A 22,408-nucleotide genomic window follows, 5' to 3' on the forward strand; every position below is an offset into this window, starting at 1 on the left:
CCCCTGAGAGAGGAACACCATGCGAGCTACTCCGAGAAGGAACCGCACGGGCCTCCGGGCGGTGACCACCGTGGTGCTGCTGGGCTTGGGTGTCGTGCTCCCGTCCCCCGTGGTGTCGGCCGCGGACGGCGACACCACGCCACCGACCGCGCCGGCCGATCCCCGCACCTCGGACCTTTCGTGCACCGGCGTGACGTTCTCGTGGTCGGCGTCGTCCGACGACGTCGGGGTGGCCTTCTACGACGTCTACCACGATGGCCAGCTGATGACCTCGGTGCCGGGCACAGCGCTGTCGGCGCAGCTGACCGTCGTGCCCGGGGCCACCTGGGGCCTGTACGTCAACGCCCGCGACGCCGCGGGCAACGTCTCCCAGGCCAGCCCGACGGTCCCCGTCACCGTGCCGCAGTGCCAGGCCGACACCGAGCCGCCCAGCACCCCGGCCGGCGTGACGGCGACCGCGGCGGGCACCACGGTCACCGTGCGCTGGTCGCCGGCCACCGACAACGTCGGCGTCACGGGCTACGAGGTGCTCCGCGACGGCACCCAGGCCGGCTCGACCAGCGGCGCCACGACTTCGTTCACCGACAGCGGCCTGGCCGCGAACACCCGCTACCGGTACCAGGTGCGGGCGCGTGACGCCCAGGCCAACCGCTCGGCCCCGAGCCCGGCGATCGCCGTGACCACCGGCACTTCCTGCGCCACGGCCATCTGCTCGGTCACCCGGGTCGCCACCGAAACCGACCTGCCGTGGGGCCTGACCACCCTCCCCGACGGACAGGTGCTCTACGGCCGCCGCGACGCGTTCGAGATCGTCCGCCTCGATCCCGCCACCGGCACGCAAACCGTGGCCGGGCGGATTCCCGACGTGGTGGGAACCGACGGCGAGGGCGGGGTTCTGGGGCTTGCGGTGGCCGCCGACTTCGCGGCCGATCCGTGGCTGTACGTCATGCACACCAGCGCGACCGACAACAGGGTGGTGCGCGTGCGCTACAGCGGCGGCGTGCTCACCGGCACCCCGGAGGTGCTGCTGACCGGCATCCCGCGCAACAAGTACCACAACGGCGGCCGGTTGCGCTTCGGCCCCGACGGCAAGCTCTACATCTCCACCGGCGACGGCCAGAACGGCGACTGGGCCCAGGATCTAACCGTCCTCGCGGGCAAAGTCCTGCGCATCAACCCCGACGGCACCATTCCGTCGGACAACCCCTTCGGCACCCCGGTGTGGAGCTACGGCCACCGCAACCCGCAGGGCCTGGCCTTCGACGCCCAAGGCAGGTTGTGGGAACAGGAATTCGGCAACAACGTCATGGACGAGACCAACCTGATCGTCCGCGGCGGCAACTACGGCTGGCCCGGCTGCGAGGGCACCACGGGCAGCTGCGGCGAACCCGGCTTCATCGCGCCCAAGCACACCTACCACGTCGCCGAGGGCTCGTGCAGCGGCATCGCCGTGGTCCGCACCGGCCTCTACATCGCCTGCGAGCGCGGGACGCGGCTGTACCGGGCCGAAATCTCCGGCGACAGCCTGACCGACGTCCAGCCGTACCTCACCGGCACGTACGGGCGGCTGCGCACGGTGGAACCGTCCGCCGACGGCGGCTTGTGGCTGACCACCAGCAACTACGGCGACAAGGACAGCATCCCGAACAACAGCAACGAAAGCATCCTCAAGGTCGAGCTCGGACGGTGAAACCCTCTTACGGAAGGAGAGCCGTCATGGCTCATCGAAAGAAGCTTCGTCGCATGTGGACGGTGACGACGGCGATCGTCGCCGCGGGTGTGGTGCCGCCCGCGGCGTCCGCCACCATCGCCTCACCGTGCGCACCGGACGGGACCTACGGTCCGCCGTTGCCGAGCCAGTCGGTGGCGGCCCAGCTCATCCGCGGCGGGTTCAACTTCCTCGAAGGGCCCACGTGGGACCAGCGCACCGGCACGCTGCTGCTGTCGAACATGCAGAACCCCACCGGCCCCCAGGGCGTGCAGCCGTCGGCGATATTCCGCTACACGCCGCCGGCCACCTTCGAGACGTTCATCGCCGACTCGGGCAGCAACGGCCTGGCGATCACCGCCGACGGCACGCGGGTGCTCGCCGCCACCCACGACAACCGCACGGTGTCGTCCTACAACCTGGCCGACCGCAGCCGGACGACCGTCGCGGCGAACTACCTCGGCCACGCGTTCAACTCCCCGAACGACCTGACCACCGGCCGGGACGGCACCACCTACTTCAGCGACCCGAACTACCAGCGCGGCAACCGCGCCGACGAGCAAGGCGGCCGCACCAGCGTGTTCCGCGTCCGCGACGGCGTGGTCGGCCTCGTCGACGACACGCTGCCGCAGCCGAACGGCGTCGTCCTGTCCCCCGACGGCAAGACGCTCTACGTGGGAGCGACCGGTGCGAACGCGATCATGAAGTACACCGTCTTCCCCGACGGCACCACCGGCAACCGCACGACGTTCGCGAACATGCGGACGCCCGACGGCGCGACCATCGACTGCGCGGGCAACGTCTATTGGGCTTCCTTCGACGAAGGGCTCGTCCGCGTCTTCTCGCCGTCAGGCGTCCAGCTCGGCACGATTTCCGCCGGCCGCAACATCACCAACGCGGCATTCGGCGGCCCGGACGGCCGGACCCTGTACCTCACGTCCGGCGTTTCCGGCGCGTTCGGCCTCTATCAAGTGCGGCTCAACGTGCCCGGCAACCCGTACTGAGCGCCTCCCGCCATGCAGCTCACCGCCGACCGCTGAGACAGACGAAACGGATCACGCTCCACTTGTGCTACGGTCGATCACGTAAACGAAGCACGTTCCGTTTACGTGGCTGCACGAGACGCTCCAGGAGACAAGTGAGCATGAACGAAACCAGCGTCACCACGAGCCGGGCGGTGCGGTTCGAGTCGTTCGGTGGGCCAGAGGCCTTGCGCCTCCACGAGGTCCCCGTGCCGCAGGCCGGGTCCGGGCAGATCCGCGTGCGGGTCACCGCGGCCGGCCTGAACCCGATGGACTGGTTCATGACCTCCGACGCGGAGACCGCCGCGCGCTTCGGCTTGAGCCTGCCGTGCGGGTTCGGCACCGACTACGCCGGCGTGGTGGACCAGGTCGGCGCCGGCGTGACCGGGTTCGCGGTCGGCGACCGGGTGTTCGGCGGCGCCCTGTCGCGGGCGGTCGCCGACCACGTCGTAGTGGCCGAAGCGGGGACCATCGCGGCGGGCGGCGACGCGCACCGCACCCCGGACGGCGTCGACGACCGCACCGCCGCCACCCTCGCCATCGCGGGCTGCACGGCGGCCGCGGCGCTGGCCGTGGTCGCCCCGGGTCCGAGCGACACGGTGCTGATCGGCGGCGCGGGCGGCGGGGTCGGCGTGTTCGCCGTCCAGCTCGCGCGTCTCGCGGGCGCGCGGGTGATCGGAACGGGGTCGGCGACCTCGGCCGAGGCCCTGCGCGCACTGGGGGCCGAGCCGGTCACCTACGGCGACGGCCTGGTCGACCGGGTCCGCGCGCTGGCGCCCGACGGCGTCACCGCGGCCATGGACCTGCACGGCACGGACACGGCGCTGGCGGCCCGCGAACTCGGCGTGCCGGACGAGCGCATCACCCTGATCGCCGCGCAGGTCGACGGGATCACGTCGGCGAACGGCGCCAACGCGGCCCCGGGCGCCATCGAGGAAATTGCCGGACTGGTCGCGGCGGGCCGGCTCCGGGTGCCGATCGCGGCGAGCTACCCGGTCGAGCAGATCCGTGAGGCGGTCGAACTCCAGGCGGGGCGGCACGTGCACGGCAAGGTCGTCATCGACCTCGGGGAGCATCGATGACCAAGGCGGTCAACTCACCGCGCACCACCATGTCGATCACGCGCCAACCGTAATGGCTCACCTTGATCGGGAAGCGCGGGACGCGTGCAACGACGCCAAAAGCCGCAGCCGGTCCGCGTCGGGGCTGCCCGGCTCGGCCGTGTACACCAGCATCACCGGTCCCGGGTTGCCGGGCAGCGGATAGGTGTCCCAGTCCAGGCGGATGTCGCCCACCTCGGGAACGTGGAAGATCTTGGTGCCGCGCACCGACTCGCGGACGTCGTGGCGGGCCCACAACCGCCGGAACTCGGCGCTGCGGATGCTCAGCTCGCCGACGATCGCGGCGGCGCGGGGGTGGGCGGGGTCGGTGGCGACGGCGGCGCGCAGCATGCCGATGTAGTCCAGCGCCTGCTTCTCCCAGTCCGGGCAGGTCCGCCGGCCGGTCCGCTCGTCGTCGAACAGCAGCAGGAGCATGTTGAGCCGGTCCGGCGGGAGACCCTGCGGGTCGCCGAGCAGCGCCTCGGCCATCGGGTTCCAGTCGAGCAGGTCGAGGTGCCTGCCGAGGACGAGCGCCGGGGTGTCGGTCACCCGCAGCAGCCGCCGGGTGCCCTCCGGCACCCGCTCCGGCCCGCGACCCACCGGGGCGGGCACCGGCCGGCGGGCGGCGCGGCCCAGTGCGAACAGGTGCCGGCGTTCCTCGTCGCCGAGGCCGAGCGCGCCGGCGAGCGCCGCCAGGACGTCGTCGGACGGGCGGACCTCGCGGCCCTGCTCGATCCGCTGGTAGTAGTCGGTGCTCAGCCCGGCCAGCAGCGCCAGTTCCTCGCGCCGCAGCCCGGTGACCTTGCGCCGCCCGCCCGGCTCCAGGCCGACGTCGTGCGGACGCAGCCGGGTGCGCCGGGCACGCAGGAATTCCCCGAGCTCGCGGGCGTAGGGATGCGGACTGCTCATGCCACCAGTGTGTCTGTTCCGCAGGTGCCCAAGGTAGGTCTGGCAGACCCACCGAGATCGCCCGGACCACTCCTAACGTCGTCGGCAGAACGCACCGACGACCTCCAGGAGCAGCAGATGACCGGCTGGACCGCCGACCGCATCCCCGACCAGCACGGCCGCGTCGCCGTCGTGACCGGCGCGAACTCGGGCCTCGGCCTGGTCACCGCCACCGAACTGGCCCGCCGCGGCGCCCACGTCGTCCTCGCCGTCCGCGACACCGCCGCCGGCGAGCGGGCCGCCCGCCGGATCGACGGCGGCACCGAGGTCCGCGAGCTGGACCTGGCTTCCCTCGACTCGGTGCGCGCGTTCGCCGCCAAGCTGGCCGTCGACCACCCGGCGATCGACCTGCTGGTCAACAACGCCGGCGTGGTCCTGCTCGGCCCGCGCCGCACCTCGGCCGACGGCTTCGAGCTGCAGTTCGCCACCAACGTGCTGGGCCACTTCGCCCTGACCGGCCTGCTGCTCGAAAACCTCGCCGCGGCGCGGGAAGCCCGGGTGGTCAGCCTCAGCTCGATCACCCACAAGAACGCGCACCTCGACTTCGACGACCTGATGTTCGAACACGGCTACCGGGCCGCCACCGCCTACGGCCGGTCCAAGCTCGCCACCACGATCTTCGGCCTCGAGCTGGACCGCCGCCTGCGGTCCGCCGGATCACCCGTCCTCAGCGTGCTGGCCCATCCCGGGATCACCCGGACCAACCTGACCCCGCGCGCCTGGGAACACCGCGGCCGGCCGGGAAAGATGATCGCGCGGATCGGCCTGCTGGCCACCCAGCCGGTCGAACAGGGTGCGCTGCCGCAGTTGTACGCCGCGACGGCGGCCGGCGTGCGGGGTGGCCAGTTCTTCGGGCCGGCCGGGCTCGGCGAGACACGCGGCCGCGTCACGGAGGCCCGCCTCAGCCGGGACGCGGCCGACCCCGGCATCGGCAGGCAGCTCTGGGCAGCGGCCGAGCGGCTGACCGGCCTCAGCTATCTCTGAAGCTGCCGTTCAGGACGCGACGCGCAGGACGAGCTTGCCGCGGGTGCGGTTGGACTCACCACGCACGTGGGCCGCGGCGGCCTGCTCGAGCGGGAACACCTCTTCGACCTCCACCGCCACCTCGCCGGAGTCGATCAGCCCGCCGATGGTGGTGAGCGCGGGGCCGTCCGGCTCGACCAGGAACGGCGTCACCCGCATGCCCTTCGCCTCGGCCGCGGCGGCCAGCTCGGGCGACACACCGGACGGCACGGCGACCAGCAACCCATCCGGGCGCAGCACGTCCAGCGACCGCGTACCGGTGTCGCCGCCGACCAGGTCGAGCACGACGTCGACGTCGGAGGCCGCGTCCTCGAAGCGGACCGCCGTGTAGTCGATCAGCTCGTCCGCGCCGAGCTTGGTGAGCCAGTCGTGGCGGGCGGCCCGGGCGGTCCCGAGCACGTGGGCGCCGAGGTGCTTGGCGAACTGGACCGCCAGGTGCCCGACGCCGCCGGCCGCGGCGTGGATCAGGACCCGCTGTCCGGCCTGGACGTGTGCGGTGTCCACCAGGGCCTGCCACGCGGTGAGCGCGGCCAGCGGCACCGCCGCGGCCTGCTCGTGGCTGATGTTCGACGGCTTGCGGGCGAACTGCCGCGCCGGGGCGGTGACGTACTCGGCGTAGCCGCCGGCCGCCCGCGGGAACCACGGCATGCCGTAGACCTCGTCGCCTTCCCGCAACGTCGTGACACCGAAGCCGACCTTCTCGACCACACCCGAGACGTCCCAGCCCAGGACGAACGGCGGCTCGCCGACGACGCCGGCCATGCCGGTCCCGGCCCGGGTCTTCCAGTCCACCGGGTTGATCCCGGCGGCGTGCACCTTGACCCGGACCTCGGTCGGCAGCGGTTCGGGGCGGGGCACGCGCTCCACCGAAAGCACGCCGGGACCGCCGAAGGTGTGCTGGACGACGGCGCGCATCGAGGCGTCGGACACGGGTTCTCTCCTTGGATCTGCTTCTTGGGAAAGGCCGGAAGGTGGTCTTTCCCGGGACTCCGGCAACGTATCCCCGGGGATATAGTTACCCGCAAGGGATAGAACTTCCCATCGGGAAGTATCGAGGTGAGAGGCTCGCATGACCACCGTTTGCCTGACCGGACAGCACTCCGACCACGACGTCTACGCCGCGCAGTGCCCGTGCCGGGCGATGCTGGACCTGCTGGCGAACAAGTGGTCCGCGCTGGCCATCGGCGCACTCGAGGACGGTCCGCGGCGGTTCGGCGAGCTGCAGCGGCACCTGCAGGGCGTCAGCCCGAAGGTACTGACCCAGACTTTGCGGCGCCTGGCGGAGTTCGGCCTGGTCGATCGCACGGTCTACCCCGCGGTCCCCCTGCACGTCGAGTACTCGCTCACCCCGCTCGGAAAGAGCGCGGCCGTGCCGCTGCGGATGCTGCGCAGCTGGGTCGAGGACAACATCGACAACGCCGGAACGTCGGCCGCTTCCTGCGAAAGCGAAAGCGAGCCGTCCGCCGCGGAAGCCGGCGAATAGCCGGCGGGTGGTCCGCCGACGTCTTGAATGACTCATTCAGGTCCTCGGAGGTCCTGAATGAGTCATTCAAGACCTTTGACCTGGCGAACACGGCGGCAGCGCGGCGGGCGGGGCGTGGACGGTCTGCCGAAATCCGGGATCACGCTCACGGCAATCCTGCGCCTAGGAGACGGGGCCACGGTCGCCGAACGGCTCTGAACGATTTCGATACAGGCACTAGCCGGGTGTAGCGGCTTCCCGGTTCAGCACCGGCAGCACCCAGAAGTATACGGTACAGTTGAGTTTACTTCTGAACCCCGCTGACAGGAGCCGTCATCCATGATCACGATCACCGCCCCCACCGGGCAGATCGGCAGCAAGCTCGTCGCCGCCCTGCTACGCCGGCCAGAACCGGTCCGCCTCGTCGTCCGCGACCCCGCCAAGCTGCCCGCCGAAGTGCGGGAGCGAGCCGAGATCGTCGCCGGGTCGCACCGCGACCCCGACGTCTTGGACCGCGCCCTCGACGGCGCCGACGCGCTGTTCTGGCTCATGCCGGCGGCCGGGACGGCGAGCAGTCCCTACGAGGCGTACGTGACCGCCTCCATCCCGGGCGCCGACGCCGTCGTCCGCCACGCCGTGCCGCGCATCGTGGTCGTCTCCGCGCTCGGGCGCGGCTCGCAGATCTACGCCGGCCACATCTCCGCGTCCCACGCGATGGAGGACCTGTTCCGCAGCACCGGCGCGCACGTGCGCGCGCTCGCCCTGCCCACGTTCATGGACAACATCCTCCGGCAGACGGCCACGATCAAGGACGGCGTCATTTCGGGCACCCTCCCCGCCGGGTTCCGGATGCCCTGGATCGCCACGAAGGACATCGCCGCGCTCGCCGCCGAATACCTCCTCGACCGCACCTGGACCGGGCAGGACTCGGTCGAGACCCTCGGCGGCGAGGACCTCTCCCACCACGACGTCGCCGAAATCCTCACCGACGTCCTCGCCACGCCCATCCGGTACCAGCCGGCCGAACGCGCTGCCCTCAAAGGGTTTCTCACCGGCCGCGGCGTCTCCGAAGCCATGGCACAGTCCATGATGGACATGGACGTCGCCGGCGAACGCGGCATCAACAACGCCATCCCGCGCACCCCCGGGAACACCACGCCCACCACGTTCCGTGAATTCGCCGAGGAAACCGTCAAGCCGGCCGTGGCCGAATAACTGGCACACAGAGGAATCAGCCATGACCTTGATCTGTATCGAAGAGCACGCGATCGACCCTCCGATCGCCGAAGCGGCCCGCCCGGTCCTGGACCGGGAAGCGCCCTACCTGCGCATGCAGAGCTCCAGTTCTTCCCCCGTGCGGCCGGGTCCCGGCCGGCACCCCGCCGTCGACATCCACGAAGCGATCCGGCTCGGGACCGACCTGGGGCCGGACCGCGTCCGGCGGATGGACGAGCACGGCATCGACACGCAGATCGTTTCCTGGACCAGCCCGATCCAGCTGGTCCCCGACGACCAGGCGCTCGCCCTGTGCCGGTCGGCCAACGACCGGCTCGCCAAGGCGGTCGCCGAGCACCCCGATCGGCTCCAGGGGCTCGCGGCGCTGCCGTGGCAGCAGCCGGCCGCCGCCGCGGACGAACTCGATCGCGCCGTGGGCCTCGGCCTGCGCGGGGTGCTGATCCTGGGGCGGCCCGGTGCCGGGTTCCTCGACGATCCCGCCTACCTGCCCGTCCTCGACCGCATCGCCGCGCGAGGGGTGCCGCTCTACGTGCACCCGTTCCACCCGGTCCCGCAGGTCCAGCAGGCCTACTACGCGGGGTTCAGCGAAAAGGTGACCGCGGAGCTCTCGCTGAGCGCGTGGGGCTGGCACCACGAAGCCGGGATCCACGTCCTGCGGCTCATCCTCGCCGGCGTCTTCGAACGCCTCCCCGGCCTGCAGGTCATCAGCGGCCACTGGGGTGAGATGGTGCCCTTCTACCTCAGCCGTCTGGACGACGTCCTTTCGCCGGGCGACACCGGGCTGTCGCGGACGATCACCGAGGTCTACCGCTCGAACGTCTGGGTCACCCCGAGCGGGATGTTCCACCGCCCCCAGTTCGACTTCGTCCGTGCCGTGGTGGGGCTCGACCGGGTGATCTGGTCGACCGACTACCCGTTCCTGCACCTCGACGGCACGCGGGAGTTCCTCGCCGGACTCGACCTGACGGCCGAGGAACGGGAGAACATCACCCACCGCAACGCGGAACGTCTCTTCCGGCTGAACGGCGCGTAAGCGCCCGTCACGGCTCCGGGGTGTCCGCCAACGCCCGGACGAACGAGGACACGCAGACGTCCGGAGTCCGCAGCGAAGCGACGATGTTCCCGTCGATGCTCAGCGGCGGGTCGAGCGGCAGCGCCCGGACCCGGCGCGCGGCGAACCCGGTCAGCTGGTCCGCGGTCAGCAGCGTCCAGGCGCCGTGCCCGCCGCCGACCTCGATGAGGACGGTGAGGACCGAGCCGGCCGAGCGGCCGGTCGATCCGCGGCCGGCCTGGTGCAACGCCGAGGTCACCGCGTCGTGCCACGGCGGGTCCTCCGCCCGCGCGGGCAACCGGAGGGCGGCGCGGTCCAGGTCGGCCGGGCGGGCCACCGGCCGTCCGGCCACCGGGTGCTCGTCGGACACCACGGCCAGCAGCGGCTCGGACCACGCGCGCACCACGCGGACGCCGTCCGGCTCCACCGGGCCGCGGACCAGCGCCAGGTCCAGCTCGCCGCCCCGGACCGCCGCGAGCCGCGCGGGAACCGGCAGGTCCACCAGCGAAACCTGGGCGGGCTGGTCCTGGTCGAGCAGGAGCTGCGCGGCGCGCTCCAGCCGCGCGGTCAGGCCGGGGGCGACCCCGATCCGCACGTGCGAAGCGGGCTCCCCCGCGACCACGCGCACGCGGGCCGCCGCGGCGAGCGTCTCCTGGGCCGCCGCCAGCACGCGCTCCCCCGCGGGCGTGAGCCGGACGTGCCGCGGGGAACGGTCGAACAGCCGGGTGCCGAGGTCCCGTTCGAGCCGCGCGATCTGGTGGCTGACGGCCGGCTGCACGATGTTGAGCCGCTCCGCGGCCCGGCCGAAGTGCAGTTCCTCGGCGACGGTCACGAAGTACTTCAGCGCGCGCAGTTCCACGGTTCCTCCGGACAGCACGATGACAAAAAGTGATCGCTGAGCAGTCCAAGTGGATCTGGTTCCGCGGTATTCCGGCGACTGGGATGAAGGCATGCACATCGGCACCGGTTTGATCAGTCCCCCGTCCCCGGCCGAGGTGGTGGCCGCCGCGGCCGACGCCGCCGACCGCGGCCTCGCCGCCTTCTGGACCAACCAGAACCCCGGCGGCTGGGACCCGCTCACCCTGCTGGCCGCCCTCCGCGAACGGCCGGCCGAGGTCGGGACGGCGATCGTCGCCACCTACCCGCGCCACCCCGTCACCACGGCGACCGAAGCACTCACCCTCCAAGCCGCCGCCGGCGGTCTCACCCTGGGCGTCGGCCCCAGCCACGCCTGGTACGTCAAGGACCAGCTCGGCCTGCCCTACACTTCCCCGCTGCGGCACACCCGCGAGTACCTGACCGTGTTGCGTCCCCTGCTGGCCGGCCAAGCCGTCCGGTTCGACGGCGAGTTCTTCACCGTCGACACCCGGCTCGACATCACCGCCCCGGCGCCCAGCCTCCTGCTGTCGGCGCTCGGGCCCCGCATGCTCGAACTGGCCCACGACCTCGCCGACGGGGTGGCCGCCGCCTGGGTCACGCCGGACATGGTGGCCGGGCACATCGCCCCGCGCACCGCCCCCGGCGCGCGCATCGTCGCTCAGGCCGTCACCTTGCTGAGCCCGGACCCCGACCGGGCCCGCGCCGAATTCGCCGAGCAGCTCACGGCCGTCGGGCAGCTGCCCGCCTACCGCGCCTCACTCGACCGCGCGGGGCTGGCCGGCCCCGCCGACACGCTCGTCATCGGCGACGAGACCACCGTGACGGACGCGGTGAAGCGCTACGAAGACGCCGGCGTAACCGACCTGATCGTCGTACCCCTCAACGAACGGAGCCGCACCCTCGACCTGCTCACGTAAAACACGAGCGGGCGCCCGGATTCCGGGCGCCCGCTCGTGGTCGGCCTCCGCTCAGGGTGCGCAGGCGTTCGGGTTGTCGAAGTGACCCGGCGTGGTCGGGAACGCCGGTCCGGACCCGTGGTCCTGCAGGTCCGCCTGGTACACCAGCGCCAGCTCGTCGAACGCCGACGTGCCCGCCGTCGTCACGTCCGCCGCGCCCTGGCCGGCGCCCAGGGAGTATGCCCACCGCTGCAGGAAGTCCTGCTGCGTCGGGCTCCACTGCCGGACGTCGTTGTACCCGCCGTACGCCGCATTGCAGTGCGTGTACAGGTTGTACGCCCCGCCCCAGTCGAGCAGGCGGTCGCCGAGGTTGGGGCCGTTGTCGGCCACGTCGGCCTGCAGTACGTCCCGGTCCCAGCCGCCGTAGATCCAGTCGATGCCCTGGTGGTGCTGGTTGTCCGCGACGTCGGCGTTGTCGAGGTTCGTCATTTCGAACCACGAGCACGGGTCCACCGTGACCGCGGTCTTGCCGTTGCCGAACGTCTGCGGCCACGGGTTCGCCGAGCACGTCGACGATCCCGGTGCGCCGTACGTGCCGCGCGGGCGCCAGTCGATGATGTCCGAACCCAGCGCGCCGGTGTTCGGGTCGACCGACGGGCCGGTCGTCGCGCCCTTGCCGCCGAGCACGTAGTCGACGAGCGAGTCGCCTGTGCCGCGGTCGTTCGGGTTGGCCGCGTCGGTGCCGCCCTTGCCGCCCCACAGCACGTCCGCGCCGTCGTCACCGAAGACGTTGTCCCCGCCCGAATCTCCGTTGGCCAGGTCGTCGCCGAAGCCGCCGTGGATCGAGTCGTGGTCGTCGCCGCCGCGGATGCGGTCGGTGCCGCCTTCGAGGTCGCCGCGGTGCGGCATCGCCGGAGCGGTGCCGGGTGCGGCGAACGCGTCGCCGTTGACGTCGTGCTGCAGGTCGACCTGCCGCGTGACCGAGCCGGCCAGGAAGCCCTCGTAGTGGATCGCGGGCACCTGGGTGTTGTCGATGACGAACTTGTTCGACCCGTTCTGGTACACGTCGACGATGCCGCCGCGGTCGCCGACCATGGCGTCGTCGCCGCCGGTGCCCCACATCCGGTCGTCGCCGAGCTCGCCGTACATGTCGTCGGCGCCGTCACCCGGAGCCGTCGCCGTGCCGGTGTCGCCGTACATCAGGTCGTTGCCGTCCTGGCCGTACAGCGTGTCCTCCCCGGCGTCGCCCCACAGGTTGTCCCCGCCGGAAGCGCCGGGCGCCTCGCACGTGGCCTGCGTGGTGGTGCAGAAGCGGGTCGGAGCCCCGTTCGCGCCGTGGCGGACGAACGCCGCACCGGTCGGCGGGGTCGCCGGGTAACGCTTGGCGTAGATCCGGTTGGTCAGCGGCAGCGAGACCTTCGACAGGTCGTCGCCGAGTGCCACCGGCTTCCCGGTCTGGTCCACGATGTCCCGCACCGCGGTGCCGCCGTCGCCGAGGATGAAGTCGGCGGCGCCGTCGCCGTGTACGTCGTCGGCCGTGTCGCGGAAGACCGCCAGCGAGCTGCCGCCGAGCAGGTCGTCCTGCCCGTTCGGCGCGGAGACGTCGCCGAGGTCGCCCGACGCCGTGCCCGGCCACGCCGGGTTCGGCGGCGTGATCGGGATCCCGGCTTCGGCCAGGGTCCGGTCGCCGAACATCGTGTCGTGCCCGCCGTTGCCCTCGGCGTAGTCGTCGTTCGCACCGCCGGAGATCTGGTCGTCGCCGTCCTGGCCGAACACGACGTCGACGCCGCCACCACCGGAGAGCTGGTCCCCGCCTGCCACCGGACGCGTCGGCGCACCGAGGAACCCGTTGCTCCACGAGAGATCCAGCAGCCGCAGCGAACGTTGCGTCTCGAACGTCCCGTTGCTGCCGACGCGGAGCAGGTACGGCGACGGCGGCGCGATCCGGTCGGTGATCGCGTTGTCGCCGAGCACCACGTCGTCACCCGTGCCACCGAAGACGGCGTCCCCGGCGTCCGGCTGGCCCTGCGTGGTCAGCGCGGTGTCGGTCCCGAAGATGACCGAGCTGCCGCCGACGAGGTCGTCGTCGCCGCCGTTGCCCTCGAGCCAGTCCCGGCCGGGCCCGCCTTCGGCGTAGTCGCCGTCGGCGTTGCCCTTGATCCGGTCGTTGCCGGACTGGCCGAGGATCGCGTCGCAGCCGTTGTCCCCGGTGATGTCGTCACCGCCCGAAGTGTTCGGCACCGGTCCGTCGCCCAGGTCGTACAGCTGGAGGCTGCGCTGGACCATTCCCGGTGCGCCCTGCGCGTCGGAATCGAAGCGGCCCTGCGTGATCGGGCTCTTCGGCAGGCCCGCGTCCCGGGTGAGCAGGGCGTTGTCGCCGGTGATCAGGTCGGCGTCGTCGCCACCGGAAATGGTGTCCCCGGTGTCGAGCTGGCCCGCGGTGCCCTGGCCGGTGCCTGATTCGACGTACGAGGAGCCGCCGACGAGGTCGTCCTGCCCGGCCTCGCCGAACAGCTTGTCCGCGTCCTGGTCGCCTTCCGCGTAGTCGTCCCCGGCGTCGCCGTGCACGGTGTCCGTGCCGCCCTGGGCGTAGATGACGTCCGCGGCCTCGCCGCCATAGATGGAGTCTCCACCGGACGTGCCCGCCGCCGGCGTGTAGCCGAGGTCGAACAGCACCACGTGCCGTCCGGCCGACAGCCCGCGGCCCCGGGTGACCGGGTCGCCGGTGTCGCCGCCGCCCGTGCCGGTGATCGTCGCGTTGTCGCCGGTGATCACGTCGTCGGCGTCGCCGCCGGAGATCGTGTCGCCCGCGTCGGGGTAACCGGCCGCGTTCTTGACCGCCGGGTCGCCCGGCGTCTGGTGGCTGCCGCCGATGATGTCGTCGGCGTCCGCCTCGCCGTTCAGCTTGTCGGCGCCCGGGTTGCCTTCGATGCGATCGGGGTCCTTCCCGCCGAAGACCGTGTCGTTCTCCAGCCCGCCGAACAGGGCGTCGTTGTCGAACCCGCCGGAGATCGTGTCGCCGCCGCCCAGCGCCGGGTCGGTACTGGCCAGGTCGAACACCGGCCCGCCTGCCACCAGCGGATCACCGTTGTCGCCGATGATCGTGTCGGGGCCGCTGTCGCCGAACAGCTGGTCGGCGTCGTCGGGCTGCCCGGCCGCCCGGGTGCCGCCGACGATCGTGTCGCCGGCCAGGCCACCGGAGACCCAGTCCGTCCCGTCGTTGCCCTCGATCGTGTCGGGGTCGTCGCCGCCGAACATCGTGTCGACGCCGTCGTTGCCGTAGAGGGTGTCCGCCCCGGAGTCACCGTAGACGGCGTCGTCGCCCGAGCCGCCCCAGACCTGGTCCGCGTCGCGGCCGCCGTGCAGCGCGTCCTTGCCCTTCTCGCCGCACACCAGGTCGTCCGCCGCTTCGGCGTCGACGTTGTCGTCCCCGCCGCCCGCGCGCACGTTCTCCACGCCGGCGCCGCCGATGATCCGGTCGTTGCCGTCGAGCGGGTCGTCCACCGACTCGTCGACCGGGGTCGACGGGATCGGCGCACCCGCCTTGCACGGCGTCGTCTGCTTGTCGCCGTAGACGTCGGCGCCGCCGTCACCGCCGATGACGTGGTCGAAGCCGAGGCCGCCGACCAGTGTCTTGTGCGACGGGGTCACCCCCGACGGCAGCGGGGTGTGCGTGACGACGTAGAAGGGCCCGAAGCCGTCGGTCGTCCCCGGGTTCGGGAAGTCCAGAGTGGACGGTTCGGCGATGACGTAGTCGTCGTCCGGCCCGCCGTAGAGCGTGTCGGGCCCGTACCCGCCGAACAGGATGTCGTTGCCGCCGCCACCGCGGAAGTCGTCGTGCTGGTCCTTGGTGGAGTGGCCGGTGACGCGGTCCTGGCCCTTGCCGCCGTACACCGTGTCGTTGCCGCTGCCGGTGTCGACGGTGTTGATCGGCCCGCCCACCGGGCCGCCGGTGGTGTTGGCGTCGTCGGAGCCGTAGCCGTCGACACCGGGGTCGACCTGGCCGGCCGGGTAGATCTTGTCCGGCCCGGTGCCACCGGCGAACCGGTCGCTGCCGTCCCCGCCGACGAGCGTCGCGCCTTGCGAGACGAACAGCGCCTGCGGGTAGGTGGGCACATCCTTCAGCGGATCGTCGGCGGTGACGCCGAGCGTGTCGTCGCCGCCGTTGCCGAACGCCGTCGACTTCGCGAGCCCGACCTTGATCGTGTCGCCGCCGTCGCCGGTCCCGGTGCCGCCAGCCGGGTCGGGCAGGAGCGCCCAGTTCGGCACGGTGACGGTCGGCCCACCCGTGCCGTCGGCGAGGGGATCGCCGCCGTCGCGGCCGTCGTTCGGCAGCTCCTTGAGCCCGATCGACGTCACCGGGGGCGCGCCGAGGCTCGAGTCGCCCGCGACGACGTCCACGCCGTTGCCGACCGTGATGCTGTCGACGCCGGGGCCACCCGCGACGCGGGCCTTCGCGTCGTCGCGGGCGTAGCTCGTCTTGTTCGCGGCGAGCACGGTCCGGTCGCCGGTGACGATGGTGTCGTCCCCGGCCCCGCCGTCGACCCAGGAGTTGCCGATGCCGGTCTTGATCTGGTCGTTCACCTTGCCGCCGAAGACGATCGCGTCGCGGTCGAACTGCGCGGTCGGCGGCGGTGGGCCGGTCTTGGTGGTGTCGGCCTTGGCGTCCCCGATGAACGTGACGCTCATCGGCTTGCCGTAGTTTCGGCCGTCGACGACGACCCGCTCGATGTTCGGGTTCCGGAACTCGCGCCGGATGCCGAGCATGTCCACGGCCACGCCGGTGAACGCCGGGTTCGCCGGGTTGGCGTAGTCGTGCAGCGAGGTGATCTTGACGGTCTCCTTCTCCTGCTTGTCCGACTCGTACGGGTCACCCGTGCCGCCGCCGCGTTGCGCGGTGTGGCCGAGCGCGCCCGCGTACACGACCAAGGTCTTCCCGTCGCCGCTCAGCCCGCCGAGCTTCGGTGGTGGTGGCGTGCAGTTCGGTGTCGCGGTGAAGTCGAGCAGCGTGACGTCGACGATCGTGAAGCTGAACGACACCGAGAACGGGCCGAACCCGACCGTCACGTACAGCTTGAGGAAGACGTAGAGCCGCCCGGACACGGTGAACAGGCAGATCGGGTTGTTCAACGCGGTTTGCAGGAACTCGGTTATCCGGAACTTCCCGTCGTGGTTGGGGTCGTTCCACAGGAAGGACACGGTGAGCCCGAGCCCGCCCTCGATGCCGACCGTGATGATCACGGCCGTGACGGCGGCGCCGGCCGCGATCTCGCCCGTGAAGGACACGACCGGGATCGGCTTGCCGTTTTCCGTGGTGTAGAAGAACAAGCTCTGCAGGAACGCGTTGCCGATGGTGCCGAGGTCGAGGTTGCCCGCGCGGGCCGCCTCGAACGCCTTGCGGATGCCGTAGGTGTCGAAGCCGGCGACGATCCGCAGCGACACCGTCGCCGAGCCGTGCAGGGTGATCACCACCGGCGGCGGCGCGTACACCGGCCCGAACTGCTGGCGCCAGTCGAAGCCGAGGCGCAGCGGCCCGGAGTCGAACTTGACCAGGTCGACGTCGCCGCCGAGCAGCACGTTGAACAGCGAGGCGGGCTTCTCGAACACCGGGAAGCTGAACCCGGCCGCCGACGCCTGGGTGGTCATCGGGTTGACCGACTTCGCGTTGGAGTTCTTGCCGTTGATCGTGTCGAGCAGCGGCGCGAAAGTGGTGCCGCCCCCGGCGTCCTTCTTGCTGCTGATCAGGCTTTCGGTGTTGTCGGGTGTCGCGGTGGTGTCCAGGGCCTGCTGGCCGCCCAGTTCGAACGACCCGAGCGGGATGAGGCACTTGGTCGTGCACGTCGGGAAGTTGTTGATGAAGTTGACGATCCCGGCGATCGTGTCGACGAACTTCAGGTCCGGGCCACCGGCGATCGTGGTGAACGCCTTGCCGAGGGAGACGAGCGTGACGTCGCCGCCGCCGGCCAGGTGCGACAGGTCCGACAGCACCGGGATCGGCGCGTACAGCGTCTTGATCACCGGGTCGAGCGGGCCGGTCACCTGCTTGACCTTGTTCACGATCGGGCCGAGGATCTTGCCGAAGATCTCCCCGCTGTCGATGGCGACCTTGTCGAAGGCCAGCGTCAGCGGGTTGTTGCCGGCGTCGGCCGAGTTGGTGCCCGGCTTGACGTTGTTCCACGCCCAGTGCAGCCGGAAGTTCGCCTGGATGCCCGGGAACCCGGCGTCGTCGCCCGGCCGCGCCTTGAGCAGCCAGTTGATGTCCGCGCTCGCGTGCAGCTTGACGTCGGCGAGCCGGTCCAGCCCGGCGTTCTGCAGGTCGGTCAGGTGCAGCCGGCCGTTGGTCGGGTCGTCCGGGGCGATCAGGTCGATCTTGAACGCGCCGCCGAACAGCGGCAGGACGCCGTTGGCCGGGGGCGCGGCCGCCCCGTTGCAGTCGTCCGCGCTCAGGTCCTTGGTGCAGTTCTCCGCGGTGATGTTGATGAACGCCAGCTGCGCGTTGATCTTCTGCGGCAGGGTGACGTTCAGCCCGACCGCGAACTCCGGCTGCGCGGAATCCTTGGTGTTGACGAAGAACCCTTCGCTGCGGCTGATGCCCATGGCCAGGTGCAGCCGCCAGCCGAGCTGGACCTCGGGGCCCGCTCCGCCGTCGGCCTTGAGCGAGAACCCGGGGATGCCCAGGTCCAGCGGCACGGACTTCTTCAGGCATTCGTGGCCCGCCGGCAGCCCGGCGCAGTTGAGCAGGTCGCCGCTGAAGTCGCCTTGGCTGACGTTGAGGCTGATGGTCACGGCGTCGAGGTCGTTATACGCGCAGTCGTGCGGCTGCGGGTTCTCGGCCGGGTTCTCCGGTGCCCCGCCGATGGCGGCGGCACCGGTGTCGGTGGTCTTGGTGTCGGTGACGTCGGCGATGAGCTTGAAGACGCCGCCTTCCTCACGGAACACCAGGTACCCCGAAGCGCTGTCGACCGGTTCCCACGAGATGTCGAGGGAGTCCGTTGTGGACAGTGCGGCCGGACCGTTCGTGATCGAGCCCGGGTCGCTCGCCTTGGCCTGCTTCTTCTCCCCGTTGATCGTCGCGTAGGAGGCGACGACGTACCGGTAGGTCTTGTCCGCCGCGGTGGCGCCGTCGTGCAGCTTGACCGTCGGGGCGCCGACGGTGCCCAGCCGCGTCTTGCACAAGGTGTCGACGGTGACGGTGTCCGGGTTCAGGCCCGCGGCGGCGAGCTTGGCGGCGAGCTGGTCGTTCACCCAGCCGCGCACCGCGGCCATGTCGGTGAAGTGGCCGTCCGCGGGCAGCTGGGCCAGTGCGGTGTGGATCGCCGTGCGCAGCTTGCCGATGAAGTCCGCGCCCTGCTGGAGGTCGTCGCCGAGCAGCGGCAGCTTGCCGCCGAAGCTGGCGGTGTTGAGCGCCTGCTCCGCCAGGTTGAGGTAGCTGTCGAGGCCGTCGAGCCGGCCGAAGTCGATGAGCCGCTTGGCCAGCTCCTGGCCCAGCAACGTCGGATCCGGCGTTTCCAGCCGTGGATGGCCGTCGATGGCAGCGCCGCCGAGGTTGAAGTAGTCGTCCGGCGTCGTCGACTTGGGCAGGCGCAACGCGAAGTCGTTCGCCTTGGTCTCGTCGGTGATCACCTTGGTGTAGGTCGCGCCGCCGTCTTCGCTGATGTACAGCGGCAATTTGGCGCACAGGGCCAGTGGCGTGCTGCCGTCGAGGCCGCAGTTCACCGCCGTGCTCGCGGCGTTGATCGACGGCCCGACCGCCCCGGCGAACTCGGCGAACGTGACCGGCGCGCCGGTGCCGCCGCTCTTGGCCAGGTCGAGCGAGTAGGACGCCTTCGCGGTCGCCTTGTCCGCGGACTTCGGGTCGCCGAGCGAGACGGTCAGCGGGCCGAGGGTGGTGGCGATAGTGGCGTTCTCGACGGCGGCGTCGAGCTTGACGCCGATCGACGAGTCGTCGAGCACGCGCAACGCGTTCGCGTCGGCCGGGCCGGGCCCGGGCGCCAGCGGGACGACCAGGCCCATCTTGACCTCGCCGCCGACCCCGAGCGACACGGAGCCGTCGCCCTGCACGCCGGCGACGCGCTGGTTGCCCGCGGGCAGGCTGAAGTCGAACTGCACCGGCGTGCTGGTGTGGTAGGCGCGTTTCCAGTCCAGCCGGATGATCAGCGACGGCGTTCCGGCGGGCTCGGCGTACTCGAACTGCACCGGCACGCTGCCCTTGAACCGCTCGTTGACCGTCTGCACCAGCCGCTGCAGGTTGTCCGACGGGGCGGCTTCCAGCATCGAGATGACGTCGTCCAGTTCGGACCGGATCACGTACGCCGTCGAGGGTGCCGGCTGACTGGCCCACGGCCCGGCCAGCACGAGGGTGTCCGCCGTGACGCTGCCGACGATGCCGACCTGGGTCCCGGCGACGACGGTGCGCCCGACGAGGGTCTGCGGGAACGCGTTGCCCTTTTCGACGCTGCGCGCGGCGTCCTTCACGGAGTTGGCGCCGTAGGTCACCTTCGGGCCGGAGCCGGCTTCGTCGGCCCGCAGCAGGTCCCGCAGCGAGCGGCCGACCAGCGGGATCTTCGTGCCGAACACCGCGGCCCCCGCCGGGGAGGCGTCGCTGATCGACGCGTTGAGCGTCTGGAGCGTCTTGAGGATGATCGAGAACAGCGCCTTCGGGTTGGCCGGGTCGAAGTCGAAGTTCGCCAGCTCGGAAAGGTCGCTCGTGCTGAACTGCGGGCCGTCGGGCCCGGTGGGCTTGGTCAGGTCGTTCCAGGTGAACCCGGCGTGCGCGGTGGCGCCCTTGAGGAAGTCGGCCGTGCCCGGCGCGCTCGCGTCGACGCCGCCCGCGCCGCGGACGTGCACCTGGAAGTCCAGCAGCGAGCCGGGGTCGTGCAGCAACTTGTCGACGACGCCGCCGAAGGTCAGGTCGCCCTGGTCCTTGAGCTTCACCTGGAGCATGTGGTCGTCGGCGGCGGGGGTCCCGGCGCAGTCGGCGCCCGCGTCCGGGTGGCAGACGTGTGCCGTGCCCTTCAGCTCGACCTGCAGGAACCCGGCGTTGGCGAACAGGTCGATGCCCGCGTCCATCGGGAAGTCCGCGGTGAACAGCGACGGGCTGCCGGACGTGCGCAGCAGCACCCGGTCCGGCCCGGTCGGCGTCGCGCCGACCAGGATCGTGCTGCCGTCCGGGTTCTTCTGCTCGATCGGCGGGGTGTGCACGGTCGGGTTCTGCAGGTCGAGCACGAGCGTGACGGCGGCGTCGTAGGACGGCCGGACCTTCGCGGTGGCGTTGACCGCGTTGGCCTCGCCCACGCCGCGGCCGCCGGTCTTGAGGTCGTTGCCGAGCTGGACGACGCCGACGTCGCCCTGCATCCCGGAAATCGTGTAGGGCGCGCCGGCCACCGGGATCACCGGTGTCCAGCCGGGCGCCTGGAGGAAGAGCGTGTGCTCGTCGTTGTTCTCGACCGTCGCCCCGGCCGCGCCGGCGACGACGTGCCGTCCCGCGAACTCCCCCGGCTTCCACTTCTGGTTGTCGTCCTTGAGGGTGGTCTGCGTGTAGGTCGTCTTCGCCGGGCTGCCCGCCGGGCCGGACGCCGCCGCCGCGGCCGCGTTGAGGTCGATCGCCGTCGCGGGTGCCTGGCGGGACAACGTGATCTTGAAGTCGAGCTTGGTCGTGCCGGCCGGGAAGTGGACGTCGGAGATGCCGATCTTGCCGCCGCCGGGCAGGTCCGTCGCGGTGTTGAGCTTGTCGAGCAGTTCCTGCAGGGAAACGAACTTCGGTTCACCCGCCTGCGCCGGGTCCGCCGCGGTCTTGGTGTTGTCCTGCAGGAACTTCTTGATCGACTCGTTGAGCTGGATCGCGTCGGCCAGCGAGCCCTTGAGGAACGGCAGGTCGAGGTTGCCGATCGGGCTGGCGGTGTCGCCCCACTTGGCGCGCTGGATCGACGTCAGCGTCGTGGCCAGCTGGGCCAGGCCGGTGGCGAGGTCGCGCGGGGTCATGTTCAGGAACGGGCCGACCGTGGAAATGCCCTGCGGCGTGATCTGCGGGGTGCCGGTGGCGAGGTCGGGCCAGCTGATGCCGATCTTCGCGTCCACCGCGGGCAGGTCGAGGGAGAACGAGCTCGCGGGTGCCGCGGCCAGGTGCAGCGAACCGGTCAGCGAGCCGGCCGGGCTGGCGAAGCCGAAGCTGACCAGGCCGGCCAGGGAACCGTTCTGGGCGAGTTCTCCCGCGGTGCCGTCGAAGTTGGTGAAGGCCAGCCTGCCGTCGTTGTCGGGATCGTTGACGGTGGCGGCGAAGTGCGCCTTGAGGTCCACTGTGGAATCGGACTCGAGCTTCACCCCCAGGATGCCGACCGCAGCTTTGACGGCCTTGATCGCGTCGGCGTCGGGGAAGTTCGCCGCGGCGTCGACGGTCAGCGCCGGGGTCGTGCCGTCGTCGACGAAGTAGGCCTTGTCGTGTGCCTTGTCCCAGACCAGGGTCAGCTTCAGCGTGGTGGTGACGGTGAGCCGCACCCCGCCGAGGGAGGAGAACGCCGACTGCGGGGCGTTGGTGCCGTCGCCGATCGGGATCGGGACGCTCAGGGCCTGGTCGTTCAGGACCCGGGAGATCGTCAGGCTCAGGTCGAGCTTCTTGTCCTCGCCGACGGTGCTCAGCGTCGTCTTCAGGGTTCCGGCGCGGTCGGCGGACAGGGTGATCGGCTGGTCGATGTCGAGGTCGGCGTCGTCGACGGCGTCGGCGAGCTTCTTGGTGCCGGTGTGGAAGGCCTCCTGCGCCAGGGTGTCGAACCCGAGCGCGGCACCCGGGCTGGTCTGTACGGCGGGCAGCGGCTTGGCGAGCTGCCCGAGGGTGCCCAGCCCCTTCGACCACGCGGCGAAGCTGTTCGCCGGGGCGGCGAGCGCGTTCACCAGCGTGCCGACGCCGGGGCTCGCGGCGTGCGCCGGAGCGGCGGTTACGACGCTGCCGCCGAGTGCCAGCGCGAACACCGTGATCAGTCCGAGCCACCTTCTCGAGCCCATGGCCACCCTCCACGTTCGCGGGCACCCGGAAGCCGGGCGCCGCCACGGGGCGAGAGTGACAAAGAGGACAGAACCTCGGGAAGGC

General features: G+C 71.3%; 12 protein-coding genes. 8 read left to right on the forward strand and 4 right to left on the reverse strand.

Annotated features, from left to right (window positions below):
- Positions 1-61 precede the first annotated feature (61 nt).
- The 3 genes from H4696_RS14995 to H4696_RS15005 all read left to right on the forward strand — a co-directional run bounded on the left by H4696_RS14995 (position 62) and on the right by H4696_RS15005 (position 3,812).
- A complete protein-coding gene (locus tag H4696_RS14995) occupies positions 62-1,690 on the forward strand; it encodes a PQQ-dependent sugar dehydrogenase (RefSeq protein ID WP_086863720.1) in 1,629 nt (542 codons plus the stop codon).
- Between the two features lie 26 nt (positions 1,691-1,716).
- The gene (locus H4696_RS15000) at positions 1,717-2,712 is read left to right on the forward strand and encodes an SMP-30/gluconolactonase/LRE family protein (protein WP_086863721.1); all 996 of its coding nucleotides are present in this window, start codon (positions 1,717-1,719) and stop codon (positions 2,710-2,712) included.
- Positions 2,713-2,852: 140 nt separating this feature from the next.
- The gene (locus tag H4696_RS15005) at positions 2,853-3,812 is read left to right on the forward strand and encodes an NADP-dependent oxidoreductase (protein ID WP_086863722.1); all 960 of its coding nucleotides are present in this window, start codon (positions 2,853-2,855) and stop codon (positions 3,810-3,812) included.
- A 57-nt stretch (positions 3,813-3,869) separates the two neighbouring features.
- Here H4696_RS15005 and H4696_RS15010 read toward each other — a convergent pair whose 3' ends face one another.
- Positions 3,870-4,739 (reverse strand): helix-turn-helix transcriptional regulator, encoded by an 870-nt coding sequence (locus H4696_RS15010; protein WP_086863723.1) that lies wholly within the window; start codon positions 4,737-4,739, stop codon positions 3,870-3,872.
- 117 nt (positions 4,740-4,856) lie between these two features.
- Between H4696_RS15010 and H4696_RS15015 the strand changes: the two genes are divergently transcribed.
- Positions 4,857-5,762 carry an oxidoreductase gene (locus H4696_RS15015; protein ID WP_086863724.1) on the forward strand — a complete coding sequence of 302 codons (906 nt, stop codon included), beginning with the start codon at positions 4,857-4,859 and terminating at the stop codon, positions 5,760-5,762.
- Positions 5,763-5,771: 9 nt separating this feature from the next.
- On the opposite strand, the gene H4696_RS15020 is transcribed toward H4696_RS15015, so the two are convergent.
- Positions 5,772-6,716, reverse strand: a complete 945-nt coding sequence (locus H4696_RS15020) for an NADP-dependent oxidoreductase (RefSeq protein WP_192783029.1) — start codon at positions 6,714-6,716, stop codon at positions 5,772-5,774.
- A gap of 154 nt (positions 6,717-6,870) precedes the next feature.
- Between H4696_RS15020 and H4696_RS15025 the strand changes: the two genes are divergently transcribed.
- The 3 genes from H4696_RS15025 to H4696_RS15035 all read left to right on the forward strand — a co-directional run bounded on the left by H4696_RS15025 (position 6,871) and on the right by H4696_RS15035 (position 9,532).
- Complete coding sequence (locus H4696_RS15025) at positions 6,871-7,284, forward strand: winged helix-turn-helix transcriptional regulator (RefSeq protein WP_086857162.1); 414 nt, start codon at positions 6,871-6,873, stop codon at positions 7,282-7,284.
- 318 nt (positions 7,285-7,602) lie between these two features.
- Positions 7,603-8,478 (forward strand): NmrA family NAD(P)-binding protein, encoded by an 876-nt coding sequence (locus H4696_RS15030; RefSeq protein WP_086857163.1) that lies wholly within the window; start codon positions 7,603-7,605, stop codon positions 8,476-8,478.
- Between the two features lie 22 nt (positions 8,479-8,500).
- Positions 8,501-9,532 carry an amidohydrolase family protein gene (locus H4696_RS15035; protein ID WP_086857164.1) on the forward strand — a complete coding sequence of 344 codons (1,032 nt, stop codon included), beginning with the start codon at positions 8,501-8,503 and terminating at the stop codon, positions 9,530-9,532.
- Between the two features lie 7 nt (positions 9,533-9,539).
- Here the strand turns inward: H4696_RS15035 and H4696_RS15040 are convergent, their stop codons facing one another.
- Entirely contained in the window at positions 9,540-10,427 is an 888-nt protein-coding gene (locus tag H4696_RS15040) for a LysR family transcriptional regulator (RefSeq protein ID WP_338078675.1), read from the reverse strand.
- Positions 10,428-10,458: 31 nt separating this feature from the next.
- On the opposite strand from H4696_RS15040, the gene H4696_RS15045 reads away from it, so the two are divergent.
- A complete protein-coding gene (locus tag H4696_RS15045; protein WP_249026878.1) occupies positions 10,459-11,346 on the forward strand; it encodes an LLM class flavin-dependent oxidoreductase in 888 nt (295 codons plus the stop codon).
- 51 nt (positions 11,347-11,397) lie between these two features.
- Here H4696_RS15045 and H4696_RS15050 read toward each other — a convergent pair whose 3' ends face one another.
- Complete coding sequence (locus tag H4696_RS15050; protein WP_086857167.1) at positions 11,398-22,323, reverse strand: calcium-binding protein; 10,926 nt, start codon at positions 22,321-22,323, stop codon at positions 11,398-11,400.
- Between the last annotated feature and the right edge of the window lie 85 nt (positions 22,324-22,408).

This window comes from Amycolatopsis lexingtonensis, assembly GCF_014873755.1.
GTDB lineage: Bacteria > Actinomycetota > Actinomycetes > Mycobacteriales > Pseudonocardiaceae > Amycolatopsis > Amycolatopsis lexingtonensis.